The following is a 26,344-nucleotide window of genomic DNA, read 5'->3' on the forward strand; positions in this document are numbered from 1 at the left end:
AACCTGCAAAATTGATCAGGATCTTCACCCTGGGCCCAGAACCTTTGCCCTTGCTGTGTCGCCTGCCCTCCTAAGTACCTACCTGCCAGCCCAAGCGCGCACTTTCATATAGCGCTCAAACTGGCTGCTTTGTTCCAGTCGGGTTCTTCGTTCGACCAATGGTGGTCGACGTTACTGGAACGTTTTAACGTTGCACGGTTCTTAACCGTGTCATTTGTAGGAACACCCATAACATGTCGACTCAAATCCACACACAGGATGCCATCCGCACCCTCACCAACGCTTTTGCTCCAATGAACTGCCTGATCATGGCCGCTCGCAAAGGCTGCTTCAGCTTTACCCTGGTCAACGAACACGGCATCGCCCGTCACAGCGAACGCCTGTACCCCGATCAGTACTCCAGCGCGGAACCGCTGCAGGCCGTGATCGAGCGTACCCGTCAGGCACTGGTTGCCTGAGACGCCAGAAACGCTGAAAACCCAAAGGCCCCGCCCGAAAAGCGGGGCTTTTATTTAAGGAAGTAGATGAACCTGCGGCGAGGGGATTTATCCCCGCTGGGCTGCGAAGCAGCCCCTAAAAAGGCTGAATGCGATCCACTCGGCAGAACGCGGATTCAGGGCTGCTTCGCAGCCCAACGGGGATAAATCCCCTCGCCACAATGATTACTGAACCTCGAATGATCAGTATCACGCCCCGAAAAAACGGGGCTTTTTATTGCCTGAAACTTCTCGATAAAGCGAAGCGGCTTAAGCACCAACGGATATAACAGTTATAACCGCTGGCGGAAGATGTTTTAAAAACAGCCCTTTACAACGGGAATATGACACTACACTTCAAGTCAAGCGGCATGATCCGCTGTCGGCGGAGCCTGGACCGATCCACCGCTGCCAAGCCCCACTCCTTCAGGCTCCGCCCCTCTTACGCTTCGAGGATGTTATGGGTATCGCTGCCAGCGAACTGTGTCGATATGTGATCCGCCCGACGCTCCTGTATCTGGGGCGCCACAGCGCAACGGCGGAATCCTTGTTGCTGGGCATTGCCGCCAGCCAGTCCGGTCTGGGTTCCGCCTTGCATGACCGTCGCGGCCATGGCCTGTATCGCATTACCGAATGCCGTCACCAAGCACTCTGGGACCATTACCTGGCGCTGGATCCGGAGCGCGCCAGCCTCGTGCGCGGCCTGGCCAGCCAACATGCCTTTCTCAGCGGTCCACACCTGGAACTGACCGTCAACCTGCGTTACGCCACAGCCATTGCCTGGCTGCTGGTGGAGGAACAAAACACCCCGCTTCCCGATGCCGACGATCTGTTGGGCATGGCCCGGATCTGGCGTCAGACATTTCACCCCCAAGGGCGCCTGCGGGACTTCACCTGCGCCTGGCAACACTGTGTTTCATCGCTGAATCAGGTCGCCTGTTGAAGAGGATGTTTGGAAACTTCCTACAACGGTCACGAATTTGGTCGGATTGTCCTACAAAACCGCTCTAACTTACGCAAAACAGGCTATAGCGCTTGAACGAAAATGTTGGTAATTTTCGCCTCGGTGACCACACGGAGTTCTAACAATGAAAAAAATGATGCTCAAAACCACCCTTGGCCTCGCCGTAACTTTGGCCTCCACTCAATTGTTCGCCAGCGGCTTTGCCCTGAACGAACAGAGTATCAGTGGCATGGGCACTGGTTTCGCGGGTCGTTCTTCCTCTGCCGATGATGCAAGTACCGTGTTTGGCAACCCTGCCGGCATGTCGCGCCTCAAGCGCCAGCAAGTGACGGGTGGCTTGGCGGCCATCGATGCTTCTTCCGACATCAGCGATGCCAGCGGCAATCGTACCGGTACCAACGACGGCGACATGGTGCCCTTCACTGCCGTACCCATGGGCTATTACGTCAAGCCTATCGATGATCAATGGGCGTTCGGCCTGGGTGTCTATGCGCCGTTCGGCCTGATCACCGACTATGAAAACAGCTTCCAGGGGCAGAACTTCGGCAGCAAGAGCGAAGTGAAGGTCGTCACCTTCCAGCCAACTGTCAGCTATGCCTTCAACGACAAGGTGTCGATTGGTTTCGGTCCGACGATCAACCGTCTTTCCGGCAAACTGGAGTCGGCGCTGACCACCCCATTCTCGCCTAACGACGGCAATGTGAAGATCAAAGGCGACGATATTGGCTACGGCTATAACATCGGCCTGCTGGTCCAGGCGACCGATACCACTCGTGTCGGCCTGACCTACCACTCCAAAGTCAAGTACAAACTCGAAGGCCATACCGAAGTCACCCCAGGCGCAGGCACTCCAGGCTTTTTGCTGAATAGCGGACGTTACGACGCTTCGCTGGATATCACGACCCCTGAAACAGTGGATTTCTCGGTCACCCAGCAAATCAACGATGCCTGGACCGTTTACGCCGGTAGCACCTGGACTCGCTGGAGCCGCCTGAAAGACATCACAGTGAACAATGACGTAACGGGAGGTGGCGCGCTGAACCCGACCCTCTTCGGCACTATCACCGAAGAACAGAACTGGCACGACACCTGGGCCTACGCCATCGGTACCTCCTACCAGCTGAACAAACAGTGGGTATTGCGTACGGGCCTGACCTTCGACCAGTCGCCTGCCAACAACACAGACCGCTCGCCACGCATCCCAACTGGCGACCGGACCATCTTCAGCCTGGGTGCCGGCTGGAGCCCGACCGACGACCTGACCATCGACGTAGCCTATTCCTACCTCAAGGAAGAGAAGGTCAACGTCAACCGTACCAACGCATTAGGCCAGGCCTACAACGCTGAATACGAAAACAGCGCAAACGGCTTCGGTGTTGGCGCAACCTACCGCTTCTGATGATTCACGGCGAGCCTGAACCCCTCGCCATCCGAAGCAAAAAAAAAAGCCCCGCACTCTGCAAAGAGCCGGGGCTTTTTCGTGGCCGGCGATCAGGGTTTAGACGCGATGGCCGCCTCCACCGCCTTGATGAACTCAGGATCGTCGGGCTTGATCCGGCTGGAGAAGCTGGCAACAACCTTACCCTGGCGATCCACCACGTATTTGTAGAAATTCCATTTCGGCGCGCCGGATTGTTCGGCCAGGTGCTTGAACAGTGGTATGGCGTCCGCACCGCGTACCGGCTGCGGTTCGGTCATGGTGAAGGTCACGCCATAGTTGACGTAACAGACCTTGGCCGTCTCGGCACCGTCCTTGGATTCCTGCTTGAAGTCGTTGGACGGTACGCCCAGCACTTGCAGGCCTTGGTCCTTATAGCGTTGATTCAGTGCTTCGAGGCCTTTGAACTGGGGCGCGAACCCGCAGAAGCTGGCGGTGTTGACCACCACCAGCGGTTTGCCGGCGAAGCGCTGGCACAGATCGATGGTTTCCTTGGCCCGCAGCTTGGGCAGCGACCCTTCCAGCAACGGCGGGCAGTCGGCGGCCCATACTTGCCCGGTCACAACCAGCAGCAGGGTGGGAATAGCTAGCCAGCGCATCAGCATGTAGGCACTTCCTTGAAAACATGTCAGACCACGACGTTACTCGTCATAACCTGAAGCGTCCACCGCTCAGCAGTTGCCCATGCCCAGCTGCATCAAGGCCAACCCACCCTGATGCCAGCCCCACCAGGCAAACGCCAACAGCAGGACCGCACCGGCCACAATCAACCAGGGGCCGACGCGACTCATGCCGCACCGGCTTGAGCCAGCAGGCGCGCTACCGGACGTTCGCGCACCGGCCAGTTCAACGCTGCCGCCAGCAGGCTCAGCAGGACGGCGACCTGCCAGATCAGGTCATAGCTGCCGGTGCGGTCATACACCACCCCGCCCAGCCAACCACCCAGGAACGATCCCAACTGATGGAACAGGAACACGATCCCACCCAGCATCGAGAGATTTCGCACACCGAACAGGGTCGCCACGGTGCCGTTGGTCAAGGGCACCGTGGAGAGCCATAAGAACCCCATCGCCATACCGAATGCGTAGGCCGTGGTAGTAGTGACCGGCAACCAGAGGAACACGCCGATCACCACCGCCCGCGCCAGGTACAACCCTGTCAGCAGCCGCGGCTTGGACATGCGCCCGCCGAGCCAGCCGGCGGTGTAGGTACCGAAGATATTGAACAGCCCGACCAGGGCCAGCACGGTGGTGCCGACGCTGGCCGGCAGGTGCTGGTCCACCAGATAGGCCGGCAGATGCACACCGATGAACACCACTTGGAAACCGCAGACGAAAAAGCCGAACGCCAGCAACCAGAACCCGGAATGGCTGCACGCCTCGCGCAACGCTTCGGACAAGGTCTGCTCATGGCCGGCCAAGGGCGTCGGCGTGTCTTTGAGCATAGTCACCAGCGGCACGATCAGCGCCACCAGCAGGCCCAGGGCCAGCAGCGCGGCGGACCAGCCGAGCCAGCCGATCAAGCCCAGGGTGCCCGGTAACATGGCGAACTGGCCGAAGGAGCCGGCGGCACTGGCGATGCCCATGCCCAGGCTGCGTTTTTCCGCCGGTACGGCACGACCGACCACCCCGAGGATCACCGAGAAAGACGTACCGGACAGACCGATACCGATCAGCAGCCCTGCACTCAATGACAGCGACCAGGCGGAATCCGACAACCCCATGAACACCAGGCCCAAGGCGTAGAGCACACCGCCGATCAGCACCACTTTCGCCGCACCGAAGCGGTCGGCCAGCGCCCCGGTAAACGGCTGCGCCAGGCCCCAGATCAGGTTCTGCAGCGCAATAGCGAAGGCGAACACCTCGCGGCCCCAACCGAACTCGGTGCTCATGGGGGCCAGAAACAGCCCAAAACCATGCCGCACACCCAGGGACAACGCCAGGATCAGCGCGCTGCCCACCAGGACCCAACCACAGGTACGCCACATCGATGCCATTTTTATTCTCCGCTCGCGGGTATATACCCGCTTATCATCGAACGAACCGGCTTCACGCCAGTTCATCCAGCAAGGCCAGCAATGCCGTGCGCTTCTCGGCACCCAGCTTATCGATCAATCGTTGTTGCGCCGCTTCCCAGGCAGGCAATGCCGCCGCCAGTCGGTCGCGTCCGGCTTGCGTCAATACGACGATGCGGTTACGCATGTCTTCGCCCTCCGCAAGCGCTACCAGCCCCTCGCCTTCCAGAACCCGAAGATTGCGCCCCAGGGTGCTGCGGTCCAGGCCCATGGCTTCGGCCAGGGACGAAATGCTCGGCTGATCCAGGCGTGCCAGGTTGTTCAGCAAAGAATACTGGGCAACGTTGATCCCGAAGCCGTCGAGGGCGCCGTCGTAGTACCTGCTGACGCCTCGAGCGGCGCGACGCAGGTTGATGCACAGACATTGAGAAGGAAGCATGGTGCGTGTATATACCCGTTAACTGGATGAATGCAAATTTAAATGTATCGCTCGCCGAGGAAAACCTGTGGGAGCAACTTGCTCCCACCGACCTCCGCGCCACAAAAGCGCGGCGTCAGATCAATGCCACCCCCACCAACACCGCCATCTCAAGCAGCTCCAACAAGGCCCCGGCCGTGTCGCCGGTGCACCCACCCAGCCGGCGCAGCATCATCTGCCGCAAGCCGACGAAAATCGCCGCCGCAATGATCAACGCCCAGACCCCGGCCCAGCCCGCCACCAGTACGCAACTCAGCGCACAGACCGACAAGACCTGCCACCCCGCGGCTCGTGGCAGATGATCGGCGAGTGCCTGGCCCAACCCGCCAGCACGCACATAAGGCGTGGTCACGAACAGGCCCAGCAGTGCGGCGCGCCCCAATACCGGCACGATGAGCAACATCAGGAACTGTCCTTGTTCGAGCAATGCCAGCAACGCAGCAAACTTGAGCAGCAGCACCAGGACCAAGGTAATCACGGCAATCGGACCGCTGCGTGGGTCTTTCATGATCAGCAGCGTGCGTTCGCGGTCGCCAAAGCCACCCAGCCAGGCGTCGGCACTGTCGGCCAGGCCATCCAGGTGCAGGCCGCCACTGAGCAGCACCCATGCCGTCAGCACCAGCGCGCCATGCAGCAGCAACGGCGTACCGAGCAGCAAAGCGTTCAAGCCCCAGAGCAATGCACCGAACAACACCCCCACCAGCGGATAGAACAGCAGCGAACGGCCAAGCTGCGCGGGTTCCGGCATACCCGGCAGGCGAACCGGCAAGCTGCTGAGAAATTGCAGGGCGATCCAGAACGGCAGCATCGTCAGCTCATCTCCGTTAAGACCGGACCGGACGATACCCGCAAGGAGAACCGCGCACCGTGGGCGACTTCAACGTTGAGCAACTGCTCCCGAGGCAGGCCTCGGGCCCGGGCCAGCAACAATTTCATCACGCCGCCATGGCTGACCAGTAACACCCGTTGCCCCGCGTAAGCCGCGTGCAGGCGCTCCACCGCCGCCAGGACCCGGGTCGAAAACGCCAGCACCGGCTCACCGTCGGGGGGTGTGCAAGCATAAGGATCGGCCCAGAACCGGCCCAGGGCCTCGGCGTCCGTGTCCATCAACGCCGCTGCGCTGCGGCCCTCCCAGGCACCGAAATGCAGTTCCTGCAAATCCGCGTCCAAGTGCACCGGCACATTGAGTCGGCTGCCCAACTGCTCGGCAAAACGCGCACATCGTTGCAACGGCGAACTCACCAGCCGATCCCAAGGACCGTCCGCTGCTACAGCCGCGTGCATCTGCTCCCAGCCCCTGGCCGTCAACGCATCGTCGAGGCTGCCGCGCAACCCGCCGCCCAGCTCGGTTTCGCCATGGCGCAGCAGGTCCAGACGCAAGGTCATGCCGGGCGATCCGCCACGGCCGCTTCGGCAAACGTCGCCATTTGCCCGTGCAGCTCACAGGCCAGGCGCAACAGCGGTACGGCCAGCGCGGCGCCACTGCCCTCGCCCAGGCGCAGGCCCAGGTCGAGCAGCGGCTCGGCGCCGAGGGTTTCCAGAACGTGGCGATGCCCCGGTTCGGCGCCGCGATGGCCGAACAGCAGCCATGGCCGGCACCCGGGATTGAGGCGCACCGCGACCAATGCCGCGACGCTGCAGATAAAGCCGTCCACCAGCACCGCGACCCCTTGCTGCGCGCAGGCCAGGTAAGCACCGACCAGCGCGGCGATTTCAAATCCACCCAGGTTGAACAGCGTCTGCAAGGGATCGCTGCTCTGGGCTCGATGCAGCGTCAGGGCACGTTCGATCACTTGCGCTTTGTGGCTGACACCCGCCGCGTCCAACCCCGTACCCGGCCCGACCAGATGAGCCACCGGGCAGTCGAGCAAGGCGCAGGCCAGGGCACTGGCCGCCGTGGTGTTGCCGATCCCCATCTCGCCACCGATGAACAACTGCGTGCCGCTGGCAATCGCACGGGCAACACTGTCGCGCCCGGCTTGCAAGGCCTGCTCGCCTTGGGTCAAGGTCATCGCCGGGCCCTGGACGAAATTCGCCGTGCCGGGCCCGACATGCAGATGCCGCACACCGGGCAGATCCAGCGACGGCGTCACGGTCCCCAGGTCCACGACCTCCAACCCCGCCCCCAATTGCCGCGCCAGAACGCTGATGGCCGCGCCGCCGCTGACGAAGTTGAGCAGCATCTGCCCAGTAACTTCCTGGGGAAAGGCCGACACACCCTCCGCCACCACCCCATGGTCGCCGGCAAAAATCGCGATCCACAGTCGATCCAGGCTTGGCTTGACCTGCCCTTGCAGGCCTGCCAGCTGCACCGCCACCGATTCGAGCCGTCCCAGGGAGCCGGCCGGCTTGGTCAGTTGTTGCTGACGGGCCGCGGCCTGTTCCAGGGCCTGGGTATCGAGGGGCTTGCACGGGTCCAGCCACCAGCGGTGATTCATAACGCAGTACCTTTGAGAGTCAGGGGCAGGCCGGCAACGGTCAGCACAACACGCTGACAACGCTCGGCCAAGGCTTGATGCAGCCAACCGGCTTCATCGACATAACGGCGAGTCAGCTCGCCCAGCGGCACGACACCCATGCCGGTCTCGTTGCTGACAAAAATGATTTCACCGGGCAGTGCGGCCACGCAGTCCAGCAGTGCGTCGCGCTCCGTACCCAGTTGTCGGGCGTCATCGAGCATCAGCAGGTTGGTCAGCCACAGGGTCAGGCAATCCACCAGCAGGCAGTGTCCCGGTGCGGCGTTGTCCCGCAACGCCCGGGCCAGGGCCAGCGGCTCTTCCACCAGCGCCCATTCGGCCGGACGACGGGCGCGATGCAGGGCGACACGCTGGTTCATCTCGCCATCCAGGGGTTGGCTGGTGGCGATGTAGGTCACCGGCAAGCGAGTGTCCGCCGCGAGTTTTTCAGCCAGGCGACTCTTGCCGGAGCGGGCGCCGCCGAGAATCAGTTGGAGCATGGTGTATTACCTTTCAAATAGGCGGTGTTGCTGCCGGCCCCATCGCGAGCAGGCTCTCTCCCACATTGGCCGGTGTTCACAATCCCCTGTGGGAGCGAGCCTGCTCGCGATAGGGCCACCCTAGATCCCACAGAGATCACGCAACAACCCGGTATCCAGATGCTTCTCCACCAGGTCCGCCAGCCGCTCGATGTCACGCTCGCGCAAGCCGTGGTAATCCACCGCCTGCACATCCGCCAACCCGGCCCAACGCAACAAGGCGCTGCTGGACTCGGGCGACTCGAACAGGCCGTGCAGGTAGGTGCCGACGATCTGTCCGTCGAGGCTCCGGGCCCCGTCGCAACGGCCGTCATCCAACTGCACCAAGGGGTGTTCCAGGGCCGGGCCGACGGTCACGCCGGCATGGATCTCATAGCCACTGACCCCGGCATTCTCCAGGGTCAATCGGCCTCGGACATTGCGCAGCTGCTTCTCGTGCTCCAGGGTCGTTTCGAACGCCAGGAGCCCCAGTCCGTCGCTGGAGCCCGGCGCGCCTTCCAACCCCAGCGGGTCGTGGACCTGCTGGCCGAGCATCTGCAAGCCGCCGCAGATCCCCAGCAGCTTGCCGCCGTAGCGCAGATGCCGCTGGATGGCCGCTTCCCAGCCGTGGGCCCGCAGATGGGCCAAGTCGCTGCGCACGCTTTTCGACCCCGGCAGGATGATCAGGTCGGCTGGCGGAATGGCTTGGCCGGGGCCGATGAATTGCAGGTCGACCTGCGGGTGCAGGCGCAATGGATCGAAATCGGTGTGATTGCTGAGGCGCGGCAGCACTGGCACCACCACCTTGAGCACTTGCTCGGCCTTGTCGGTCTGGCGCTGGTCCAGCCCGTCCTCGGCTTCCAGGTGCAGGTCCATCACGTAGGGCAACACCCCCACCACCGGTTTGCTGGTGCGCGCTTCCAGCCAGTCCAGGCCCGGTTGCAGCAAGGCGATGTCGCCACGAAAACGGTTGATGATGAAGCCCTTGACCCGCGCCTGCTCGCTGGGCGAAAGCAATTCCAGGGTACCCACCAGATGGGCGAATACCCCACCGCGATTGATATCGGCGATCAGCAGCACAGGGCAGTCCACCGCCTCGGCAAACCCCATGTTGGCGATGTCACCGGCCCGCAGGTTGATCTCGGCCGGCGAACCCGCGCCCTCTACCATCACCACCGGATACGCCGCGCTCAAGCGCTCGTGGGAAGCCAGTACGGCCTGCATCGCGATGGCCTTGTAATCGTGATAGGCCACGGCATTCATGGTGGTGACCGCACGGCCATGGATGATGACCTGGGCCCCCGTGTCGCTGTTGGGCTTGAGCAACACCGGGTTCATGTCGGTATGCGGTTCGAGGCCGGCCGCCTGGGCCTGTACGGCCTGGGCGCGACCGATTTCGCCACCGTCGGTGGTCACCGCGCTGTTGAGGGCCATGTTCTGCGGCTTGAACGGCACCACACTCGCGCCCTGGCGCCTGACCCAGCGGCACAGCGCCGTGACCAGGGTGCTTTTACCGGCATCGGACGTGGTGCCTTGCACCATCAATGTGGTCATTGGAAGTCCTCGGCGTAGGCCTCGAAAGCCTGTTCCAGGCGCAGGAATTCGGCATCGTCGGCCGGCAATCCGAAGCGCAGGCTGCTGGTGTTCGTGAACAGCCGCAGGAGAATGCCGCGATGGGCCATAAAGTCGTGAAGCATCTGGGCATGTTCGGTGACCAGCCACTGGAACAACGCGCAACCACCCTGGGGCTCGAAGCCATGACGAGCCAGCAGCAGCGCCAGGCGTTGGCTGGCAGCTTCACAGCGCTGTCGCTGACGGGTGTGGGCGGCGGTGTCGAGTAAACAGGCTTGGCCCAGGACCCGGGTCGGCCCGCTGACCGCCCACGGCCCGACCTGTTCGGCGAGCAACCTGAGCAAATGTTGCTCGGCCAGGACAAACCCCAGGCGAACCCCGGCCAGGCCAAAGAATTTGCCGAAGGAACGTAGCACGATCAGCCCGACCTGATGGGCATGGGCAGCCAGGCTCAGTTGCGGGGTAACGTCCATGAAAGCCTCGTCCACCACCAGCCAGCCGCCGCGCTGGGCCAACCGGGCATGCCAGTCCAGCAAACGCTCGGGACTCAGGTTCAGGCCCGTGGGATTGTTAGGGTTGACCACCACCAGCACATCGAGACTGTCGAGGAAGAAATCCACTTCCGACTCCAGCACCTCGCGCACGATGTAACCGCAGCGGCGCCAGGCTTCGGCGTGCTCGGCGTAACAGGGCGACAACACGCCGACCTCGCCGCTGCGACGCAGGCGCGGCAACAGCTGGATCGCCATCTGCGAACCGGCCACCGGCAGTACCTGGGCCGCCCCGTAATAGGTGCAGGCAGCCTGCTCCAGCCCGTCATCGGTTTCAGGCAGGCGTGCCCAGGCCCGCAATGGAATCGCCGGGACATCGAACGACCATGGCGCCAGGCCGCTGGACAGGTCGAGCCAATCCGCCTCGGCAATGCCATATTGCCGGACCGCCTTGCGCAGGCGTCCGCCGTGCTCAAGCATAGAACTCAGCTCCCAGGCAGAGAATCAGCAACCACAACCATACGCCGCGCTGCACCAGTTGCCAGCCGCGATCAATGGAATCGGCACTCGCCGGCACGCCCTCGCCCAGCGGCGGACGCTGGTGCAGCTCACCGTGATACACCGCCGCGCCCCCCAGCTCGACACCCAGCGCACCGGCACCGGCGGCCATGACCGGCCCGGCATTGGGGCTGTCCCAGGTCGGGCCCTGGCTGCGCCAGCACTTGAGCGCCAGACGGGTTTTACCGAGCAGTGCGTAGGTCAACGCCACCAGCCGCGCCGGGATATAGTTGAGCACATCGTCGATTTTTGCCGCGGCCCAGCCGAAGCGCTCGAAGCGTTCGTTGCGATAGCCCCACATGGCGTCGAGGGTATTGCTCAAGCGATACAACACCACGCCGGGCGCCCCCGCCACGGCGAACCAGAACAGCGCGGCGAATACCGCGTCGCTGCCGTTTTCCAGCACCGACTCGGTGGCCGCTCGGGCCACGGCGGTTTCATCCAGCTCACGGGTTTCACGGCTGACCAGATAGCCGACGCGGGTGCGGGCTTCCTCCAGATCGCCGCTGCGCAGCGCCCGGGCCACCGGCTCGACATGTTCGCCGAGACTGCGCAGGCCGAGAGCGCAGTACAGCGCCAGGATATCCACCAGCCATCCCACCAGTGGCGCCCAGGACAAGGCCGTGGCGAGCAGGGTCAGCGGCACCACCGCAATCACCCACGCCGTGACCCCATGACTGCGCCAACCGCGCCCGCCGGAATTGAAGCGTTGTTCGATGCGATCGGCAAAACGGCCGAACGCCACCAGCGGATGCCAGCGCCGGGGCTCACCCAACAGTGCATCCAGCGCTACGGCGGCGGCACTGAGCAACGCGACACTCATGGGTTCACTCCCCAACGGTTTTCATAGAGCAGTTCATTGAGTGAACGCGGTTGGGCCCAGCCCTCCAGGGCGAGCATCGGTGCCGGATAGAAGCCCTCCACCGGGCCGAGGCAGAGTATCGCCAGGGGCTTAGCGCCCGCGGGCAGGCCCAGCAGATCGGCCAGGGCCTGGGGTTCGAACAGCGAAACCCAGCCCATCCCCAGCCCTTCGGCGCGGGACGCCAGCCACAGATTCTGGATCGCGCAGGACAGCGAGGCGAGGTCCATTTCCGGCAAAGTCCGACGGCCGAAGATGTGTCGCTCGCGGTCATCCATCAACGCCGCCACCAGCACTTCGGCGCAGTCATTGATGCCCTCGACCTTGAGCTTCATGAATTCATCACTGCGTTCGCCCAGGGCCTCGGCGGTGCGAATACGCTCCTGCTCCACCAGTGCCCGGATATTTTCCCGCAGGGCACGATCACTGATGCGGATGAACCGCCAAGGTTGCATCAGGCCCACGCTCGGCGCCTGGTGGGCGGCCTCCAGCAGGCGCCGCAGCAACTGGGGTTCTACGGTGCCACCGGTGAAATGCCGCATGTCGCGGCGCTCGGCGATGGCGCGGTAGATGGCGTTGCGTTCGGCCTGGGGAAATGCGTTGTCGGTCATGGTCTCTTCGCGAGCAGGCCCGCTCCCACAGAGAATTGTGAACACCCATCCAATGTGGGAGCGGGCTTGCTCGCGAAAGCGGCCTCAGGGTCCGGCGCCAACAACGCGGCAATCGCCCGCGGATTCGACGGAAAATAGAAATGCACATAGGACGCCGTCATCCGTCCCTGCCGGAACACCGCCTCCGCACCACGTCCGCCGTTAGGGCTATGGCCACGGGCGATCGGCTCCAGGTCAGTGCTGGTCAGCGAATGATGATAGGTATGTCCGCGCAAAGTGCCTTCCGGCAGCTCCACCGATTGCAGCGCCAGAGCGGCCAGGCGCTTCTGCATCTGCGCGTCACCGGCGAGCAACCCGAGCAGCTCGGCGCGATTGCCCTCGACATCGGTCAGCGAATCCAGCAGATACAACATGCCGCCGCACTCCGCCAGCAACGGCTTGCCGGCGTCGTGATGCGCACGGATCGCCGCCAGCATCGGTGCGTTCCGGGCCAGGGCAAGGTGATGCAGCTCAGGATAACCGCCAGGCAGGTATAGGCTGTCCGCCTCGGGCAGTTCGCGGTCATGGATCGGTGAAAAAAAGCGCAACTGCGCGCCCATGGCTCGCAGCAGATCGAGGCTCGCGCCATAGGTGAAGGCAAACGCTTCGTCCCGGGCCACGGCGATGCGGACCCCGTCGAGCCATGGTTGCGCGACGACTACCTCGGGCGCGGCGAATGTCACCGCTGGCGGAAGCGTCACTTCGCACGTGCCGGCCAGGGCCTCGGCTGCCGCGTCGAGGCGCAGGTCCAGGTCGTTCAACTCGCTGGCCTGGACCAGCCCGAGATGACGACTTGGCAGTTCGATTCCGGTTTCCCGGGACAACGCGCCATACCAGCGCAGGCCTTCGGTGAGGCTGCCTTCAAGCAATTGCGCGTGACGGACAGTGCCAACCCGGTTAGCCAACACGCCGGCGAACGGCAGGTCCGGTTGATAGCGCGCCAGCCCCAAGGCCAGGGCGCCGAAGGTCTGGGCCATGGCCGTACCATCGATCACCGCCAGCACCGGCACGCCGAAATGCCGCGCCAGGTCGGCGCTGGACGGCGTGCCGTCGAACAATCCCATCACCCCTTCGATCAGGATCAGGTCCGCTTCGGCGGCCGCCTCCCACAACAGCCGTCGGCTTTCCTGCTCGCCGACCATCCACATGTCCAATTGATAGACCGGCGCGCCGCTGGCACGCTCCAGGATCATCGGATCGAGGAAATCAGGGCCGCATTTGAATACGCGTACCTTGCGCCCCTGGTTGCGATGCAACCGGGCCAGGGCAGCGGTGACCGTGGTCTTGCCCTGCCCCGACGCCGGGGCGGCAATCAATACCGCCGGGCACTGGCGGTCTGGAAACGAAGCGTCACTCACAGTTCGACGCCTTTCTGTGCCTTGATGCCGGCCTGGAAGGCGTGCTTGATCATGCCCATTTCGGTGACAGTGTCCGCCAGCTCGATCATTTGCGGCTTGGCGCCGCGACCGGTCACCACGACGTGCTGCATGGGTGGACGCGCCTGCAGGTCGCTCAGTACCTGGTCGAGATCGAGGTAACCGTGCTTGAGGGCGATGTTCAATTCATCGAGCACCACCAGGCCAATGGACGGATCATTCAGCAGTTGGCGCGACACGGCCCAGGCCGCTTCGGCCGCGGCAATGTCGCGTTGTCGATCCTGGGTCTCCCAGGTAAACCCTTCGCCCATGACGTGAAAGCGCACCTGCTCCGGGAAACGCCGGAAGAACAATTCTTCCCCGGTGCTGCTGCGGCCCTTGATGAACTGCACCACGCCACATTGCATCCCATGCCCCATGGCCCGGGCCAGCATGCCGAACGCAGAACTGCTCTTGCCCTTGCCGTTGCCGGTCAACACCAGCAGCAAGCCGCATTCGTTAGGGGAATTGGCGATGCGCTCGTCGATCACGGCTTTCTTGCGCAGCATGCGCGCCAGGTGACGCTCGTCGCGGTCGGACGCATCTGTATCGGGGGAGCTGGTCATGGGGAAGCCTCCGTGGGGAACTGGATAACGGCAGGCGGGCACGGGAAAAGACGGCAACAAGCCTGGCATCGCCCACCGTGATGCCGTTGGATGAATCAGGCCGGTCTCCGGGCTCATGAGCGGCGTGATGCCGGGCTGCGCGCCTTCCCATGTCGAGACACAGTGGCTTGCTGGCAGCTTTGACTCATTTACCGTTGCGGGGGCAGCGCCGGGTTCTCACCGGTTTCCCTGTTTCACTCTGTCGACCCGGGTCACAGAGCACCTGAAACAAGTCGCGAAGGTTAGAGGGTTGGGGGTGGAGCGTCAATTAAAGCCACCGCGAGCCCAGCGCTGATCATGGGTCCAGATCAATAAAGTGACGCCAATCTTGTGTCACGCTACAGCAAGTGATATCAAATAGGCATTACGACCCAATATCACAAGAACAAGGGGGCAAAAACATGCAAGGCATGATCATCAGCAATCCGAGGCTGGAATTCCTGCGCCCGGTGCTGGAACGCTGGTTTGACTGTATCGACCGCTACAACGCGGTGCGCGGCGATAACGATACGCCCTACTGGTTCGATGAAAAGGCCAATCTCGGCCTGCTCTCTGCCGCCGCCTGGATGGCCGAGATGATCACGCTGCAGAACACCGCGACCCGCAAACAGAATGAAGAAGGCGAACGCAATGTCAGTGCCGACCTGTTCATTGCCGGTGCCGATGATCGCGCTTTCATCCAGGCCACCCAACGCTGGCCGAAGGTCAAGAGCCTCAACCTGACCCAGCCCCTGCAGGATGTCACCAGCGATGCCAAGCGCATCAGCTATGCCACCGACCTGAAGCTGGGCTGCCTTTTCGTCGCTCCGCAAAAAGCCCAGCAAAGTGCTACGCCTGAAGAACTGCAGGACATGATCGATGACCTGCAAAAGGAGAACACCTGCGCCGTGGCCTGGTACTTCCCTTACAACTATCGCAAGTTGCGCAACGAGGCCGGTCATTACCACCCGGGCATCGCCGTGCTGTTCAAGCAGGCCCACGGCTGACCGGTTGAACCATCGCCGGTATATGCTTCTCTATGAATAACCACGTGCATTCATAGGGAAGCCAGCATGCTCAAGCCACCACACCTCCTGATCGTAGCCCTCGCCGCAGGGCTTGTCGCTTGTGGCGAGTCTTCCACACTGCAAGTCTCCGACGGCATCGGCCCGTCGCCAAAACTGCCCGAACCGAACAAAACGCTGGTCCCCACCGTCAACATCGCCGAAGCCGTCGGCTGGCCTCAGGGCGCCAAGCCAACCGCGGCCGAAGGCTTGCAAGTGGCAGCGTTCGCCGAAGGGCTGGACCATCCGCGCTGGCTCTACGTACTGCCCAATGGCGACGTGCTGGTGGCGGAAACCAACGCGCCGCCCAAGCCGGACGACGCCAAGGGCATCCGTGGCTGGGTAATGAAAAAAGTCATGGGCCGCGCCGGCGCCGGAGTCCCCAGTCCCAATCGCATTACGTTGTTGCGTGACGCCGATCACGATGGCATCGCCGAAACCCGCACGGTCTTTCTGGAAAACCTCAATTCGCCATTCGGCATGACGTTGGTGGGCAATGACCTGTACGTGGCCGACACCGATCGGCTGATCCGCTTCCCCTACAAGGATGGCGACACGCAAATCAAGGCACAGCCGATCAAGGTCGTCGATCTGCCGGGCGGGACCATCAACCACCACTGGACCAAAAACGTGATTGCCAGCCGTGACGGCAGCAAGCTCTACGTCACCACTGGTTCGAACAGCAACGTCGCGGAAAATGGCATGGAGGCGGAGGAAGGCCGCGCGGCGATCTGGGAAGTGGACCGCGCCACCGGCAATCACCGCATTTTCGCTTCCGGCCTGCGCAACCCCAACGGACTGGCCTGGGAACCGCGCAGCGGCGCGCTGTGGACAGCGGTGAACGAGCGGGATGAGATCGGCAGCGACCTGGTGCCGGACTACATCACCTCGGTCAAGGACGGCGCTTTCTACGGCTGGCCCTACAGCTACTACGGGCAGAACGTCGACGTGCGGGTCGAGCCACAGAACCCGGCCCTGGTGGCCAAGGCCATTGCCCCGGACTACGCCGTCGGCCCCCACACGGCCTCACTGGGCCTGACTTTCGCCGAAGGCAGCACCCTGCCTGCGCCCTTCACCGAAGGTGCGTTCATTGGCCAGCATGGTTCCTGGAACCGTAAGCCCCACAGCGGCTACAAAGTGATTTTCGTACCGTTCAACGGTGGCAAACCGGCGGGGAAACCGGTGGATGTGTTGACCGGTTTCCTGAATGCGGATGAAAAAGCCCAGGGCCGGCCCGTGGGCGTAGTGATCGACAAGCAGGGTGGGTTGCTGGTGGCCGATGATGTGGGGAACAAGGTATGGCGGGTGTCGGGTAAATAAAGTCTGCCTATGGCCTGCAGACAACTCTGTGGCGAGGGGATTATCCCCGCTGGGCTGCGCAGCAGCCCTATCCTGTCATCTCGGTGTATCAGTCAGATTGAGTTGACTGGCTTGGGGCTGCTGCGCACCCCAGCGGGGATAAATCCCCTCGCCACAAATGTCATTCCAACCAGAAACTGCGCTTAAAGCTTGCGACACAAGGTCAACCCATCCCCCAACGGCAACAGCGACAAATCCACCCGCCGGTCATCCTTCAAAGCGCGGTTCAGAGCCTGGATGGCGCGGGTGTCCTCGCTCTGGGGCTGGGTTTCCAGCACCCGTCCGCTCCACAGCGTGTTATCGAACATCACCAGCCCACCCCGGCGCAGCAGCCGTAGCGCGCACTCCAGGTAAGCCGGGTAGTTGGCCTTGTCGGCGTCGATGAAGATCAGATCGAACGTGTCGCCCTGCCCTTGGCGCTCAAGGTCGTCGAGGGTTTCCAGGGCCGGCGCCAGGCGCAGCTCGATTCGCTCGGCCAGCGCGGCTTCGCGCCAATAACGTAGCGCCACGGCATTGTAGTCACCGGGAATATCGCAACAGATCAACGAACCATCCTGCGGCAGAGCCGAGGCCATGCACAGCGCGCTGTAGCCGGTGAATGTACCGACCTCCAGCAAGCGTCGGGCACCGGTGAGTTTCACCAGCAATGCCAGGAATTGGCCCTGCTCGGGCGCTATCTGCCAGCGCGCCATTGGCAGCGCCTGGGTCTCGTCCCGAAGACGTCGCTGCAAGGGCGTCTCCCGCAGGGAAACGTCCAGCAGATACTGGTAAAGGGCATCATCGAGGTTGAGGGTGCGAGCGGTCATGACAACCTCCGCGAATCAGGGATAACGCGCCAGATGCTCAGGTTGCAGCACCCGCTTGGCGCTCAGATAGGCTTTCTGCCAATAGGCCTTGGACAAGCTGTCGAGCTTGACCGTACCGCCGGTGGCCGGCGCATGAACGAAACGGCCCTCACCGACATAGATCCCGGCGTGGCTGACCTGGGAGCCACCATTGGTGGCGAAGAAAATCAGGTCACCACTTTGCAGTGCATCCTTGCCGACATTCGGGGCGCGCATGCCGATCATCTCGCGGGTCGAGCGTGGCAGGGAAATACCGGCGGCATCGCGATACACATAACCGATCAGGCCACTGCAATCGAAGCCCGAATCCGGCGTGTTGCCGCCCCAGCGGTAGGGTGTCCCGACCAGGCCCAAGGCCCGGAAGAGCACATCTTCGGCGGCCGGAGACAAAGGTTGCGCGGGGGCAAAGACTACGGGAGCCCGAACAGGCGCGGGCGGTGGCGTGCGGCTTGCGCACGCGCTGAGCAGTGCGGCAAGGCAGATGAGAGCGAGGCGGGCCGACGTCGACATATGCAGAACAATCCTGATCTGGATGCGGCTTTTCTGCCGTGGACATGAAAACAAATCCGCCTGCGGAGTACGCAGGCGGATTGCCATCAATCAATGATCAAGGATTCTAGCGGCTATGAGGCAAACTTCAAGTAAGACTTTAAGTTTGCCTTACAAACTGTGCGCTTACTTGCGAGCGGTAACCACGGTCGGTGCCATGGCGAGGGCGCGCTTGGCTTCGATGAAGGTCTTGCTCCAGTAACTGTCACCCAGGCTGTCGATCCGTACGCCACCGCTGCGGCGACTGCTGGAATGGATGAACTGGTTGTCGCCCAGGTAGATACCGGCGTGACTGACGCGACCACGACGCCCGCTGGTGTTGAAGAACAGCAGATCACCGGGTTCCAGCTGGTTGCGAGCGACCAGCGGTGCATTCACGTTGATCATTTCACGTGTGGAACGCGGCAGGTTCATGCCGGCTTCCTCACGAAACAGGTAGCCGATGAAACCGCTGCAATCGAAGCCGGCTTCGGAAGTACCGCCGAAACGGTAGCGGGTACCGATCAGGGACATGCCACGTTCCAGGATGCTGTCGGCCAGCACCGGGAGCTGATAAGGCTTGTTGCCAGCGAAGGCTGCCAGTTCTTTGTCGTCTGCCATTTCTTCCTGGAATGCCATGGAAGAAGACTGGGCGGTAACGGAGTTCTTGACCTGTGGTTGTTGCGCTTGCTGCGACACTGGAGAGTGGGCAGCGCAACCGAACAGCAGGGTAACGAGTGCGAGAGGCACGAGGGGTGCGAAGCGATTGAGCATGGGCACGACCGTGGCTGAAGTAGTAAAGATGGCGAGACTATGCCTTCTATCGACTTCATTTGCAAATTCAATCGATGCAAATGTGACTTCTCGGTTTCACGTCTACATCTAAGCGCTTAAGCCCATTTTAGAAGTCATGCGGCCTGCCGCCCAGCAGGACCGCGGGTTTCGCCGCGCCCAGACAAGGCCAGAAGCCACTACAGACAACGGTTCTACCAGCCCAGGGTTTCTTTCAAAAAAGGAATAGTCAGCTTGCGCTGGGCTTGCAGGGAAGCCTGATCGAGGCGTTCGAGCAATTCGAACAGCGCGCTCATGCTACGGGTGCCACGGGTGAGGATGAAATGCCCGACTTCGTCGGTCAGGTGCAGGCCTCGCCGGGAAGCACGCAACTGCAAGGCACGGAGCTTGTCTTCGTCGGAGAGCGGCCGCATCTGGAAGATCAGCGCCAGGGTAAGACGGGACTTGAGATCCGCCAGCTTCACCGGCAGCTCCCGTGGCGACGTCGATGCGGCGATCAGCAAACGCCGGCCGCTATCGCGCAACCGGTTGAACAGATGGAACAGCGCCTCTTCCCAGTCAGCCTTGCCGGCCACGGCCTGGAGGTCGTCCAGGCAGACCAGTTCGTACTGTTCAAGGTTGTCGAGGATTTCCACGCCGCGATCCAGCAACTCCGCCAGCGGCAAGTACACCGCCGGCTCGCCCAACTGCTCGAACCGCAGGCAAGCGGCCTGCAACAGGTGCGTACGCCCTACCCCGTCCTTGCCCCACAGATAGATCAGACTCTCGGTCCAGCCGGCGTCGGCTTCGCAAAGCCGCTCGACATAGCCGAGTGCAGCGGCATTGGCGCCTGGGTAGTAGTTGATGAAGGTGGCGTCGTCACGCAGACGCACACCTAGGGGCAGCTGAATCGGTTTCATGCTGGCTGGACAGCTCCAAAGGAACCGTGAGTGGCCTCTGTGTAAAGTTTGCAAAGTCTATACCCGTGGCGCGGACCGCACAATGCGCCGGACCACGAGCAAAATCAAAGGTTTGCAGCGACAACGCCAGGGAGCGACGGTTTTCCTGACATTTATCCTACAGCTCGGGGTCTTCAACGCCGCTGTAGATATCCGAATCCTTGTACAGATCATGTACATGACGCACCAGCACCATGATCACCGCGGCCACCGGCAGCGCCAGCAGGATGCCGGTGAAGCCGAACAACTCGCCGCCCGCCAGGATCGCGAAGATCACCGCCACCGGATGCAGGCCGATCCGATCCCCCACCAGCAACGGCGTCAGCACCATGCCCTCCAGGGCCTGGCCGACCATGAACACCGCTACGATACCGACCATGGGGTAGAGATCACCGCCAAACTGGAACAACCCGGCGATCAATGCCGCGCCAATACCAATCACGAAACCCATGTATGGAACGATGGCGGCCAACCCGGCGATCATGCCGATCAAGAGCCCCAGCTCCAGCCCCACCAGCATCAACCCCGCCGCATAGATGAAGCCCAGCGCCACCATCACCAGCAACTGCCCGCGCACAAAGGCACCCAGCACTTCGTGGCATTCACCCGCCAGGGTCATGATGCGTTCTTCACGGTGACGGGGCAGCAGGCTGCGGATCTTGGCCATCATCAGGTCCCAGTCCCGCAGCAGGTAGAAACTCACGACCGGAATCAGCACCAGGTTGGCCAACCAGCCGATCAGCGCCAGGCCCGAAGCGGTGGCCTGGCTCAGCACGACGCCGACGATGTCGGTGGTCTGGCCCATGTGTGCACTGATGGCAGCCTTGACCTTGTCGAACTTCCAGAAACCGTCCGCCAACCCCAGTTTCGACTGCACCCACGGCACCGCCGTGTGCTGCAACCAGTCGAGCATCTGCGGCGCCAGCTCGTACAGACGCACCAATTGCTTGGCAAGCATCGGTATCAATACCAGCAACAGGGCACTGACAATCAATGTAAACAGGGTGAATACCGTTATCACCCCCCAGGTTCTCGACAGGCCGAGCTTTTCCAGGCGATCCGCCACCGGGTCAAACAGGTAAGCCAACAGCAGCGCAACCAGGAACGGCGTCAGAATCGGATGCAGCAAATAGATAAACGCGAACAGCAGGGCAACCCCGCCCAACCAGAACCAACGCCGCGTATCGCCCATGAACCACTCCCAGCTATATAAAGAAAGAAAACCTACCAGCGGAACCGCAGGCTGGCCGTCGGCGCGGGCGCCGGCGCTGTTGCCGGGGCCGTTCCATCGGCAGCCGGCGGAACCGCTGGTACCGGAGCAACCGCTTCACCGGCGGGAATTTCCTGCAACTTCGCCAGGGCCAGTTGCGCCTTCAATTGCTCCGCGCTGCCATTGACCCGATAAATGATCCGGTCACCTTCGACCCGCTGCACCTGCCCACCGAACGGTTCGAGCAAACGCCCAAGGGCGGCATAACGCTCAAGATTCATGCCCTGCACTTCCAGCGACTGCTCGGTGGCCACGCCCGGCTTGGCCACGAAGCGCGGTGCCAGGCGCTGACTCACCGCCAGCATCACCGCATCGGCCAGCGCAGCCTGATCGGCGCCCTGGGCAGTGCCCTGCTCACGCTGGTCGCCCAGCCACAGGCGCCAGGTCCCGCGCCACTGACCGCCCTCTTCCTTGGCATGGACCGCCAGCAAGGCATCCGCCGCGTATCGCTCCGAGGCATCGTGCAACGGCGCCGGATCGCTGCCTTCCAGGTTCGGCGCGGTGGCAACGATCTGCTCGCTCAGGTCCGCCAGCGGCAAGTGCAATGCCAGGCCACGGTGCTGGGCGGCACGGCGCAGCGGCATGGCGCTGGCCTGACCATCGCCCACCAGGCTGGAGCCTTCGGCCGAATCGTTGAGCCACCAGCCCAGGATCGCCGGCCGGTTCACGCCCCACAGCGACAGCCCTGCCGAACGCAAGGCCCGATCGGTGCTCGCCGGATCGAAGTCGACCTTGAGGCTTTCCGGAGGGCCGGCGTCGTAGCCATATTGAAGAATGATCTGCTGCGGGTCCTTGCGGATCGCCGCCAGCCCCGGGTTCTGGGCGGCCTTGGCGTCGCCGGTCAGGCGCAGCACCAGCGTATCCAGCGCGCGCAGCGTCGCCTGGTTACGCTCTTCCGGTGTCTGGCTGCTCACCGGTTCGAGCACTTGATAGAGACCATTGAGGGTTTCGGCATGGCTCGCCAGGCTGATCAGCGACAAACAGCCCACGGACAAGAATTTGAACAAACGCATGGAAGATTCCCGGACATAAACGACTGGAACAAGCCGTGTGAAGAAGACTGAGCATGGCTGTGACCACAGCACCTGGCAAAACATTCACACACCCGATGGAAGTTTCGCACCGCGTAACCATAGCCGGTTACCGCTACACCTTATACAGGCGCACCGCGCAGCACCAACAGAAGAAATATCGGTTTTTTTCCTCGGATATGTCCCTGCCCGTCGGCACGAGGATGGCCGCTGCCCCACAAGCCTGATAAAATCGCGCGCCTTCGCAGACCGGCAATGGCCGGGCACCCGGAATAATCCGTACAACGGTTATTCAATGGCCCCGGCGATCGGTCGTTACCCAGAAATCCCCCCTAAAGGCCTGGATCATGAGCAAGCAACCCTCCCTGAGCTACAAGGACGCCGGTGTAGACATCGACGCCGGTGAAGCATTGGTCGAACGCATCAAGAGCGTCGCCAAGCGCACCGCGCGCCCGGAAGTCATGGGCGGCCTGGGCGGTTTCGGCGCCCTCTGCGAGATCCCGGCCGGCTACAAGCAACCGGTGCTGGTCTCGGGCACCGACGGCGTGGGCACCAAGCTGCGCCTGGCGCTGAACCTGAACAAGCACGACAGCATCGGCATCGACCTGGTGGCCATGTGCGTGAACGACCTGGTGGTCTGTGGCGCCGAGCCGTTGTTCTTCCTCGACTACTACGCCACCGGCAAGCTGAACGTCGACACCGCCGCCCAGGTCGTGACCGGCATCGGTGCCGGCTGCGAACTGTCCGGCTGCTCGCTGGTCGGCGGCGAAACCGCTGAGATGCCTGGCATGTACGAAGGCGAAGACTACGACCTGGCCGGCTTCTGCGTCGGCGTCGTGGAAAAGGCCGAGATCATCGACGGCTCGAAAGTCGCCGCCGGTGATGCCCTGCTCGCCCTGCCATCTTCCGGCCCGCACTCCAACGGCTACTCGCTGATCCGCAAGATCATCGAAGTGTCCGGCGCCGACATCGAGAACATCCAGCTCGACGGCAAGCCCCTGACCGACCTGCTGATGGCCCCGACCCGCATCTACGTCAAGCCGCTGCTCAAGCTGATCAAGGACACCGGCGCCGTCAAGGCCATGGCCCACATCACCGGCGGCGGCCTGCTGGACAACATTCCGCGCGTCCTGCCAAAAGGCGCCCAGGCGGTGGTCGACGTGGCGAGCTGGACCCGCCCGGCGGTGTTCGACTGGCTGCAAGAGAAAGGCAACGTCGACGAAACCGAAATGCACCGCGTGCTGAACTGCGGCGTGGGCATGGTGATCTGCGTGGCCCAGGAGCACGTCGAAACTGCCCTGAACGTACTGCGTGAAGCCGGCGAACAGCCTTGGGTCATCGGCCAGATCGCAACCGCGGCCGAAGGCGCTGCCCAGGTCGAGCTGAAAAACCTCAAGGCTCACTGATGCAGGAAAACATGCCTGCAACCTGTGACGTCGTGGTGCTGCTGTCCGGCACCGGCAGTAACTTGCAGGCGCTGATCGACAGCACGCGGACCGGCGACAGCCCGGTCCGCATCCGCGCGGTGATTTCCAACCGTGCCGATGCCTACGGCCTGCAACGTGCCAAGGACGCGGGTATCGACACCCGTGTCCTGGATCACAAGGCGTTCGACGGCCGCGAAGCCTTCGACGCCGCGCTGATCGAACAGATCGACGCCTTCAATCCCCATCTGGTGGTCCTGGCTGGCTTCATGCGCATCCTCAGCGCCGGCTTCGTGCGCCACTACCAGGGCCGGCTGTTCAATATCCACCCCTCGCTGCTGCCCAAATACAAAGGGTTACACACTCACCAGCGCGTGCTGGAGGCCGGAGACGCCGAGCACGGCTGCTCCGTGCACTTTGTCACCGAGGAACTCGACGGCGGACCACTGGTCGTACAGGCAGTAATACCGGTAGAGTTGCACGACACGCCGCAAAGCCTGGCACAACGGGTTCACGCCCGGGAACACCAGATCTACCCGATGGCCGTGCGTTGGTTTGCCGAAGGACGGCTCACCCTCGACGATCGTGGTGCCTCACTGGACGGTCAGTTACTCGCCGCCAGCGGCCATTTGATTCGACACTAGGAGATTTTATGCGTCGCGCCCTGCTCTTCGCCTGCGCTCTGCTTGCCTTGCCCCTGGCACAGGCTTCAGACCTTCAACCGTTCTCCGCCAGCTACACCGCCGACTGGAAACAACTGCCCATGAGCGGCACCGCCGAACGCAGCCTGACCAAGGAGGCCAACGGCACCTGGAAGCTGAGCTTCAAGGCATCGATGATGATCGCCAGCCTGACGGAAGAAAGCACCCTGACCCTGGACAAGGACACGCTGCTGCCACAGTCCTATCACTTCGAACGCGGTGGCCTGGGCAAGGCCAAGAAGGCCGATCTGGACTTCGACTGGAGCACGAAGATGGTCACCGGCACCGATCGCGGTGATGCGGTGAAGCTGCCGCTGAACCGTGGCATGGTCGATAAATCCACTTACCAGCTGGCCCTGCAGCACGATGTCGCGGCCGGCAAGAAAAGCATGAGCTATCAGGTCGTCGATGACGGCGAAGTCGATACCTATGACTTCCGCGTGCTGGGCTCGGAAAAGGTCGACACCAAGGCCGGCCAGATCGATGCGATCAAGGTCGAGCGCGTACGCGATCCGACACAGAGCAAACGCACCACCGTACTCTGGTTCGCCAAGGACTGGGACTACCTGCTGGTTCGCCTGCAACAGGTCGAGACCGACGGCAAGGAGTACAACATCATGCTCCAGGACGGCACGGTCAACGGCAAGCCGGTGAAAGGCAGCTGATCGACGCGAACACAAGAAGCCCCGCCAATGCGGGGCTTCTTTTTGCCTGGATTTCGGCTCGGTGGGAGCTTCGTGGGAGCAAGGCTTGCCCGCGATGCAGGCGCCTCGGTCTCTGCCGACCGCGTTATCGTTTATCGCGAGCAAGCTTTGCTCCCACGGGGCTTGCATTACTCAAGAGTGGTTTCTGCCACATGAAATCTTTTTCATGAACCCTTCCCTGCGACCAAACGCCGCGCCCTGCCCGGCCTGGAGGATGGTGCGACTTTCATGAAAATTTCTTAACCGGCCAGGGTATTTACTTAGCAGACTACCAAAATCTATAACAAAGTCCTGCACACGCCTTGCTGCAGATGACAGAGATTGGAGTTTGCAAGATGACTGTGAAAGTAAATGAACGCGATGATGCCCACATGTCCCACGAAGCCATTGCCGCCGGCATTCAGATCTGGGATGTGCGCCAACAGGATCTGCTGGTGGGGATGTTCCACTCCGAGACGGAGGCCTACCGTTACAAGGCCGAGCTGGAGCGCGAGGAAAGCCAGCGTGCCCATGGGGCAACGCAATCCCAGGAACAACTCTGACCCTGTGGGAGCCGAGCTTGCTCGCGATGGCGGCGTATCAGTCAGCAAACCTATCGACTGACATACCGTCATCGCGAGCAAGCTCGGCTCCCACAGGATTTTGCGTTTAGCTCACCGGCATTGCGCCAGGCTTACCACATCAAATCATCAGGAATCTGATACGCCGCATACGGATCGTCGGCATCCACTTCTTCGGTCTGGGTGTTGAGCTGGACGATGCGCTTGGGGTCACGTTCCTGGATCTTCAGCGCGGCCTCGCGCGGGATCACTTCGTAGCCGCCGGCATGATGGACGATCGCCAGGGAGCCGCTGCTCAGCTTGTTGCGCATCAGGGTGTTCACCGAGATGCGCTTGACCTTCTTGTCGTCGACGAAGTTGTAGTAATCCTCGGTGGTCAGCTTCGGCAGGCGCGACACTTCGATCAATTGCTTGATCTGCGCGGCACGGGCCTTCTGCTCGGCCTTCTCCTGCTGCTGACGGTTGAGTTCCTGATCGCGCCGGGCCTTCTCGGCCATGGCTTCCTGGGCGGCGCGCTGCTGGGAGTCATCCAGCTCGATCTGGCCCTTATGGGCCAGGCGCTGCTGCTTCTGCTTGTCCTTGCCGACCTGCTTGACCTGCTTTTGGTTGACCAGCCCTGCTTTGAGCAACTGGTCGCGAAGGGAAAGGCTCATGG

General features: G+C 62.3%; 29 protein-coding genes and 1 riboswitch. Of the genes, 9 read left to right on the plus strand and 20 right to left on the minus strand.

Annotation, left to right across the window (positions count from 1 at the left end):
• Positions 1–233 precede the first annotated feature (233 nt).
• From LOY35_RS20850 to LOY35_RS20860, 3 genes are all read left to right on the plus strand, one after another.
• Positions 234–458 carry a hypothetical protein gene (locus LOY35_RS20850; RefSeq protein ID WP_007898912.1) on the plus strand — a complete coding sequence of 75 codons (225 nt, stop codon included), beginning with the start codon at positions 234–236 and terminating at the stop codon, positions 456–458.
• A gap of 478 nt (positions 459–936) precedes the next feature.
• Positions 937–1,419 (plus strand): hypothetical protein, encoded by a 483-nt coding sequence (locus LOY35_RS20855; protein WP_041022718.1) that lies wholly within the window; start codon positions 937–939, stop codon positions 1,417–1,419.
• A 145-nt stretch (positions 1,420–1,564) separates the two neighbouring features.
• On the plus strand, positions 1,565–2,839 hold the full coding sequence (locus LOY35_RS20860) for an OmpP1/FadL family transporter (RefSeq protein WP_258626524.1): 1,275 nt from the start codon (positions 1,565–1,567) through the stop codon (positions 2,837–2,839).
• Between the two features lie 92 nt (positions 2,840–2,931).
• On the opposite strand, the gene LOY35_RS20865 is transcribed toward LOY35_RS20860, so the two are convergent.
• From LOY35_RS20865 to cobO, 13 genes are all read right to left on the minus strand, one after another.
• The gene (locus LOY35_RS20865) at positions 2,932–3,483 is read right to left on the minus strand and encodes a glutathione peroxidase (RefSeq protein WP_258626526.1); all 552 of its coding nucleotides are present in this window, start codon (positions 3,481–3,483) and stop codon (positions 2,932–2,934) included.
• Between the two features lie 182 nt (positions 3,484–3,665).
• Positions 3,666–4,865, minus strand: coding sequence for an MFS transporter (locus tag LOY35_RS20870; protein WP_408981264.1), 1,200 nt, complete (start codon positions 4,863–4,865; stop codon positions 3,666–3,668).
• Between the two features lie 61 nt (positions 4,866–4,926).
• A complete protein-coding gene (locus tag LOY35_RS20875; protein WP_047700515.1) occupies positions 4,927–5,331 on the minus strand; it encodes a MarR family winged helix-turn-helix transcriptional regulator in 405 nt (134 codons plus the stop codon).
• A 115-nt stretch (positions 5,332–5,446) separates the two neighbouring features.
• Positions 5,447–6,178: an adenosylcobinamide-GDP ribazoletransferase gene (locus LOY35_RS20880; RefSeq protein ID WP_258626530.1), complete on the minus strand. Its 732-nt coding sequence runs from the start codon at positions 6,176–6,178 to the stop codon at positions 5,447–5,449.
• Between the two features lie 2 nt (positions 6,179–6,180).
• Positions 6,181–6,756: an alpha-ribazole phosphatase family protein gene (gene cobC, locus LOY35_RS20885; RefSeq protein ID WP_258626531.1), complete on the minus strand. Its 576-nt coding sequence runs from the start codon at positions 6,754–6,756 to the stop codon at positions 6,181–6,183.
• Complete coding sequence (gene cobT / locus LOY35_RS20890; RefSeq protein WP_258626538.1) at positions 6,753–7,808, minus strand: nicotinate-nucleotide--dimethylbenzimidazole phosphoribosyltransferase; 1,056 nt, start codon at positions 7,806–7,808, stop codon at positions 6,753–6,755. The genes cobC and cobT overlap by 4 nt, the downstream gene beginning before the upstream one ends.
• Positions 7,805–8,326 (minus strand): bifunctional adenosylcobinamide kinase/adenosylcobinamide-phosphate guanylyltransferase, encoded by a 522-nt coding sequence (cobU, locus tag LOY35_RS20895; protein ID WP_258626540.1) that lies wholly within the window; start codon positions 8,324–8,326, stop codon positions 7,805–7,807. The genes cobT and cobU overlap by 4 nt, the downstream gene beginning before the upstream one ends.
• Positions 8,327–8,446: 120 nt before the next feature.
• The gene (locus LOY35_RS20900) at positions 8,447–9,898 is read right to left on the minus strand and encodes a cobyric acid synthase (RefSeq protein WP_258626542.1); all 1,452 of its coding nucleotides are present in this window, start codon (positions 9,896–9,898) and stop codon (positions 8,447–8,449) included.
• Positions 9,895–10,887: a threonine-phosphate decarboxylase CobD gene (gene cobD / locus LOY35_RS20905; RefSeq protein WP_258626548.1), complete on the minus strand. Its 993-nt coding sequence runs from the start codon at positions 10,885–10,887 to the stop codon at positions 9,895–9,897. The genes LOY35_RS20900 and cobD overlap by 4 nt, the downstream gene beginning before the upstream one ends.
• The gene (gene cbiB, locus LOY35_RS20910) at positions 10,880–11,788 is read right to left on the minus strand and encodes an adenosylcobinamide-phosphate synthase CbiB (RefSeq protein ID WP_055126767.1); all 909 of its coding nucleotides are present in this window, start codon (positions 11,786–11,788) and stop codon (positions 10,880–10,882) included. Before cbiB ends, cobD begins: the two co-directional genes overlap by 8 nt.
• The gene (bluB, locus tag LOY35_RS20915; RefSeq protein WP_258626553.1) at positions 11,785–12,435 is read right to left on the minus strand and encodes a 5,6-dimethylbenzimidazole synthase; all 651 of its coding nucleotides are present in this window, start codon (positions 12,433–12,435) and stop codon (positions 11,785–11,787) included. The genes cbiB and bluB overlap by 4 nt, the downstream gene beginning before the upstream one ends.
• Positions 12,432–13,832 (minus strand): cobyrinate a,c-diamide synthase, encoded by a 1,401-nt coding sequence (locus tag LOY35_RS20920; protein WP_258626555.1) that lies wholly within the window; start codon positions 13,830–13,832, stop codon positions 12,432–12,434. Before LOY35_RS20920 ends, bluB begins: the two co-directional genes overlap by 4 nt.
• Positions 13,829–14,455, minus strand: a complete 627-nt coding sequence (gene cobO / locus LOY35_RS20925) for a cob(I)yrinic acid a,c-diamide adenosyltransferase (RefSeq protein WP_258626557.1) — start codon at positions 14,453–14,455, stop codon at positions 13,829–13,831. Before cobO ends, LOY35_RS20920 begins: the two co-directional genes overlap by 4 nt.
• Before the next feature lie 80 nt (positions 14,456–14,535).
• Positions 14,536–14,736, minus strand: a riboswitch (cobalamin riboswitch).
• 159 nt (positions 14,737–14,895) lie between these two features.
• On the opposite strand from cobO, the gene LOY35_RS20930 reads away from it, so the two are divergent.
• A complete protein-coding gene (locus LOY35_RS20930; RefSeq protein WP_258626559.1) occupies positions 14,896–15,480 on the plus strand; it encodes a hypothetical protein in 585 nt (194 codons plus the stop codon).
• Between the two features lie 66 nt (positions 15,481–15,546).
• A complete protein-coding gene (locus LOY35_RS20935; RefSeq protein WP_258626561.1) occupies positions 15,547–16,857 on the plus strand; it encodes a sorbosone dehydrogenase family protein in 1,311 nt (436 codons plus the stop codon).
• Positions 16,858–17,039: 182 nt separating this feature from the next.
• On the opposite strand, the gene LOY35_RS20940 is transcribed toward LOY35_RS20935, so the two are convergent.
• From LOY35_RS20940 to LOY35_RS20965, 6 genes are all read right to left on the minus strand, one after another.
• Positions 17,040–17,702, minus strand: a complete 663-nt coding sequence (locus LOY35_RS20940) for a class I SAM-dependent methyltransferase (RefSeq protein ID WP_258626562.1) — start codon at positions 17,700–17,702, stop codon at positions 17,040–17,042.
• 15 nt (positions 17,703–17,717) lie between these two features.
• Positions 17,718–18,251 (minus strand): C40 family peptidase, encoded by a 534-nt coding sequence (locus tag LOY35_RS20945; RefSeq protein ID WP_258626563.1) that lies wholly within the window; start codon positions 18,249–18,251, stop codon positions 17,718–17,720.
• Positions 18,252–18,416: 165 nt separating this feature from the next.
• Entirely contained in the window at positions 18,417–19,043 is a 627-nt protein-coding gene (locus LOY35_RS20950; protein ID WP_258626566.1) for a C40 family peptidase, read from the minus strand.
• Between the two features lie 212 nt (positions 19,044–19,255).
• Positions 19,256–19,960: a DnaA regulatory inactivator Hda gene (hda, locus tag LOY35_RS20955; protein WP_003178999.1), complete on the minus strand. Its 705-nt coding sequence runs from the start codon at positions 19,958–19,960 to the stop codon at positions 19,256–19,258.
• Between the two features lie 157 nt (positions 19,961–20,117).
• Complete coding sequence (locus LOY35_RS20960; RefSeq protein ID WP_258626569.1) at positions 20,118–21,191, minus strand: AI-2E family transporter; 1,074 nt, start codon at positions 21,189–21,191, stop codon at positions 20,118–20,120.
• A 32-nt stretch (positions 21,192–21,223) separates the two neighbouring features.
• Positions 21,224–22,282, minus strand: coding sequence for a DUF2066 domain-containing protein (locus tag LOY35_RS20965; RefSeq protein ID WP_258626571.1), 1,059 nt, complete (start codon positions 22,280–22,282; stop codon positions 21,224–21,226).
• Positions 22,283–22,647: 365 nt separating this feature from the next.
• Here LOY35_RS20965 and purM point away from each other — a divergent pair, with 365 nt between their 5' ends.
• The 4 genes from purM to LOY35_RS20985 all read left to right on the plus strand — a co-directional run bounded on the left by purM (position 22,648) and on the right by LOY35_RS20985 (position 25,671).
• Positions 22,648–23,706, plus strand: a complete 1,059-nt coding sequence (purM, locus tag LOY35_RS20970) for a phosphoribosylformylglycinamidine cyclo-ligase (RefSeq protein ID WP_258626573.1) — start codon at positions 22,648–22,650, stop codon at positions 23,704–23,706.
• Between the two features lie 11 nt (positions 23,707–23,717).
• Positions 23,718–24,368 carry a phosphoribosylglycinamide formyltransferase gene (gene purN, locus LOY35_RS20975; RefSeq protein WP_258626574.1) on the plus strand — a complete coding sequence of 217 codons (651 nt, stop codon included), beginning with the start codon at positions 23,718–23,720 and terminating at the stop codon, positions 24,366–24,368.
• A gap of 8 nt (positions 24,369–24,376) precedes the next feature.
• The gene (locus LOY35_RS20980) at positions 24,377–25,090 is read left to right on the plus strand and encodes a DUF3108 domain-containing protein (RefSeq protein ID WP_258626576.1); all 714 of its coding nucleotides are present in this window, start codon (positions 24,377–24,379) and stop codon (positions 25,088–25,090) included.
• A 374-nt stretch (positions 25,091–25,464) separates the two neighbouring features.
• On the plus strand, positions 25,465–25,671 hold the full coding sequence (locus LOY35_RS20985; RefSeq protein ID WP_258626578.1) for a hypothetical protein: 207 nt from the start codon (positions 25,465–25,467) through the stop codon (positions 25,669–25,671).
• Positions 25,672–25,802: 131 nt separating this feature from the next.
• Here the strand turns inward: LOY35_RS20985 and LOY35_RS20990 are convergent, their stop codons facing one another.
• Complete coding sequence (locus LOY35_RS20990) at positions 25,803–26,342, minus strand: DUF2058 domain-containing protein (RefSeq protein ID WP_024779739.1); 540 nt, start codon at positions 26,340–26,342, stop codon at positions 25,803–25,805.
• Positions 26,343–26,344 lie beyond the last annotated feature (2 nt).

The organism is Pseudomonas sp. B21-028 (assembly GCF_024749045.1).
In the GTDB taxonomy this organism is placed as follows: domain Bacteria; phylum Pseudomonadota; class Gammaproteobacteria; order Pseudomonadales; family Pseudomonadaceae; genus Aquipseudomonas.

Coding starts and splice junctions, on each gene's coding strand:
- LOY35_RS20850 (WP_007898912.1), top strand. CDS start 234: ATGTCGACTCAAATCCACACACAGGATGCCATCCGCACCCTCACCAAC.
- LOY35_RS20855 (WP_041022718.1), top strand. CDS start 937: ATGGGTATCGCTGCCAGCGAACTGTGTCGATATGTGATCCGCCCGACG.
- LOY35_RS20860 (WP_258626524.1), top strand. CDS start 1,565: ATGAAAAAAATGATGCTCAAAACCACCCTTGGCCTCGCCGTAACTTTG.
- LOY35_RS20865 (WP_258626526.1), bottom strand. CDS start 3,483: ATGCTGATGCGCTGGCTAGCTATTCCCACCCTGCTGCTGGTTGTGACC.
- LOY35_RS20870 (WP_408981264.1), bottom strand. CDS start 4,865: ATGTGGCGTACCTGTGGTTGGGTCCTGGTGGGCAGCGCGCTGATCCTG.
- LOY35_RS20875 (WP_047700515.1), bottom strand. CDS start 5,331: ATGCTTCCTTCTCAATGTCTGTGCATCAACCTGCGTCGCGCCGCTCGA.
- LOY35_RS20880 (WP_258626530.1), bottom strand. CDS start 6,178: ATGCTGCCGTTCTGGATCGCCCTGCAATTTCTCAGCAGCTTGCCGGTT.
- cobC (WP_258626531.1), bottom strand. CDS start 6,756: ATGACCTTGCGTCTGGACCTGCTGCGCCATGGCGAAACCGAGCTGGGC.
- cobT (WP_258626538.1), bottom strand. CDS start 7,808: ATGAATCACCGCTGGTGGCTGGACCCGTGCAAGCCCCTCGATACCCAG.
- cobU (WP_258626540.1), bottom strand. CDS start 8,326: ATGCTCCAACTGATTCTCGGCGGCGCCCGCTCCGGCAAGAGTCGCCTG.
- LOY35_RS20900 (WP_258626542.1), bottom strand. CDS start 9,898: ATGACCACATTGATGGTGCAAGGCACCACGTCCGATGCCGGTAAAAGC.
- cobD (WP_258626548.1), bottom strand. CDS start 10,887: ATGCTTGAGCACGGCGGACGCCTGCGCAAGGCGGTCCGGCAATATGGC.
- cbiB (WP_055126767.1), bottom strand. CDS start 11,788: ATGAGTGTCGCGTTGCTCAGTGCCGCCGCCGTAGCGCTGGATGCACTG.
- bluB (WP_258626553.1), bottom strand. CDS start 12,435: ATGACCGACAACGCATTTCCCCAGGCCGAACGCAACGCCATCTACCGC.
- cobO (WP_258626557.1), bottom strand. CDS start 14,455: ATGACCAGCTCCCCCGATACAGATGCGTCCGACCGCGACGAGCGTCAC.
- LOY35_RS20930 (WP_258626559.1), top strand. CDS start 14,896: ATGCAAGGCATGATCATCAGCAATCCGAGGCTGGAATTCCTGCGCCCG.
- LOY35_RS20935 (WP_258626561.1), top strand. CDS start 15,547: ATGCTCAAGCCACCACACCTCCTGATCGTAGCCCTCGCCGCAGGGCTT.
- LOY35_RS20940 (WP_258626562.1), bottom strand. CDS start 17,702: ATGACCGCTCGCACCCTCAACCTCGATGATGCCCTTTACCAGTATCTG.
- LOY35_RS20945 (WP_258626563.1), bottom strand. CDS start 18,251: ATGTCGACGTCGGCCCGCCTCGCTCTCATCTGCCTTGCCGCACTGCTC.
- LOY35_RS20950 (WP_258626566.1), bottom strand. CDS start 19,043: ATGCTCAATCGCTTCGCACCCCTCGTGCCTCTCGCACTCGTTACCCTG.
- hda (WP_003178999.1), bottom strand. CDS start 19,960: ATGAAACCGATTCAGCTGCCCCTAGGTGTGCGTCTGCGTGACGACGCC.
- LOY35_RS20960 (WP_258626569.1), bottom strand. CDS start 21,191: ATGGGCGATACGCGGCGTTGGTTCTGGTTGGGCGGGGTTGCCCTGCTG.
- LOY35_RS20965 (WP_258626571.1), bottom strand. CDS start 22,282: ATGCGTTTGTTCAAATTCTTGTCCGTGGGCTGTTTGTCGCTGATCAGC.
- purM (WP_258626573.1), top strand. CDS start 22,648: ATGAGCAAGCAACCCTCCCTGAGCTACAAGGACGCCGGTGTAGACATC.
- purN (WP_258626574.1), top strand. CDS start 23,718: ATGCCTGCAACCTGTGACGTCGTGGTGCTGCTGTCCGGCACCGGCAGT.
- LOY35_RS20980 (WP_258626576.1), top strand. CDS start 24,377: ATGCGTCGCGCCCTGCTCTTCGCCTGCGCTCTGCTTGCCTTGCCCCTG.
- LOY35_RS20985 (WP_258626578.1), top strand. CDS start 25,465: ATGACTGTGAAAGTAAATGAACGCGATGATGCCCACATGTCCCACGAA.
- LOY35_RS20990 (WP_024779739.1), bottom strand. CDS start 26,342: ATGAGCCTTTCCCTTCGCGACCAGTTGCTCAAAGCAGGGCTGGTCAAC.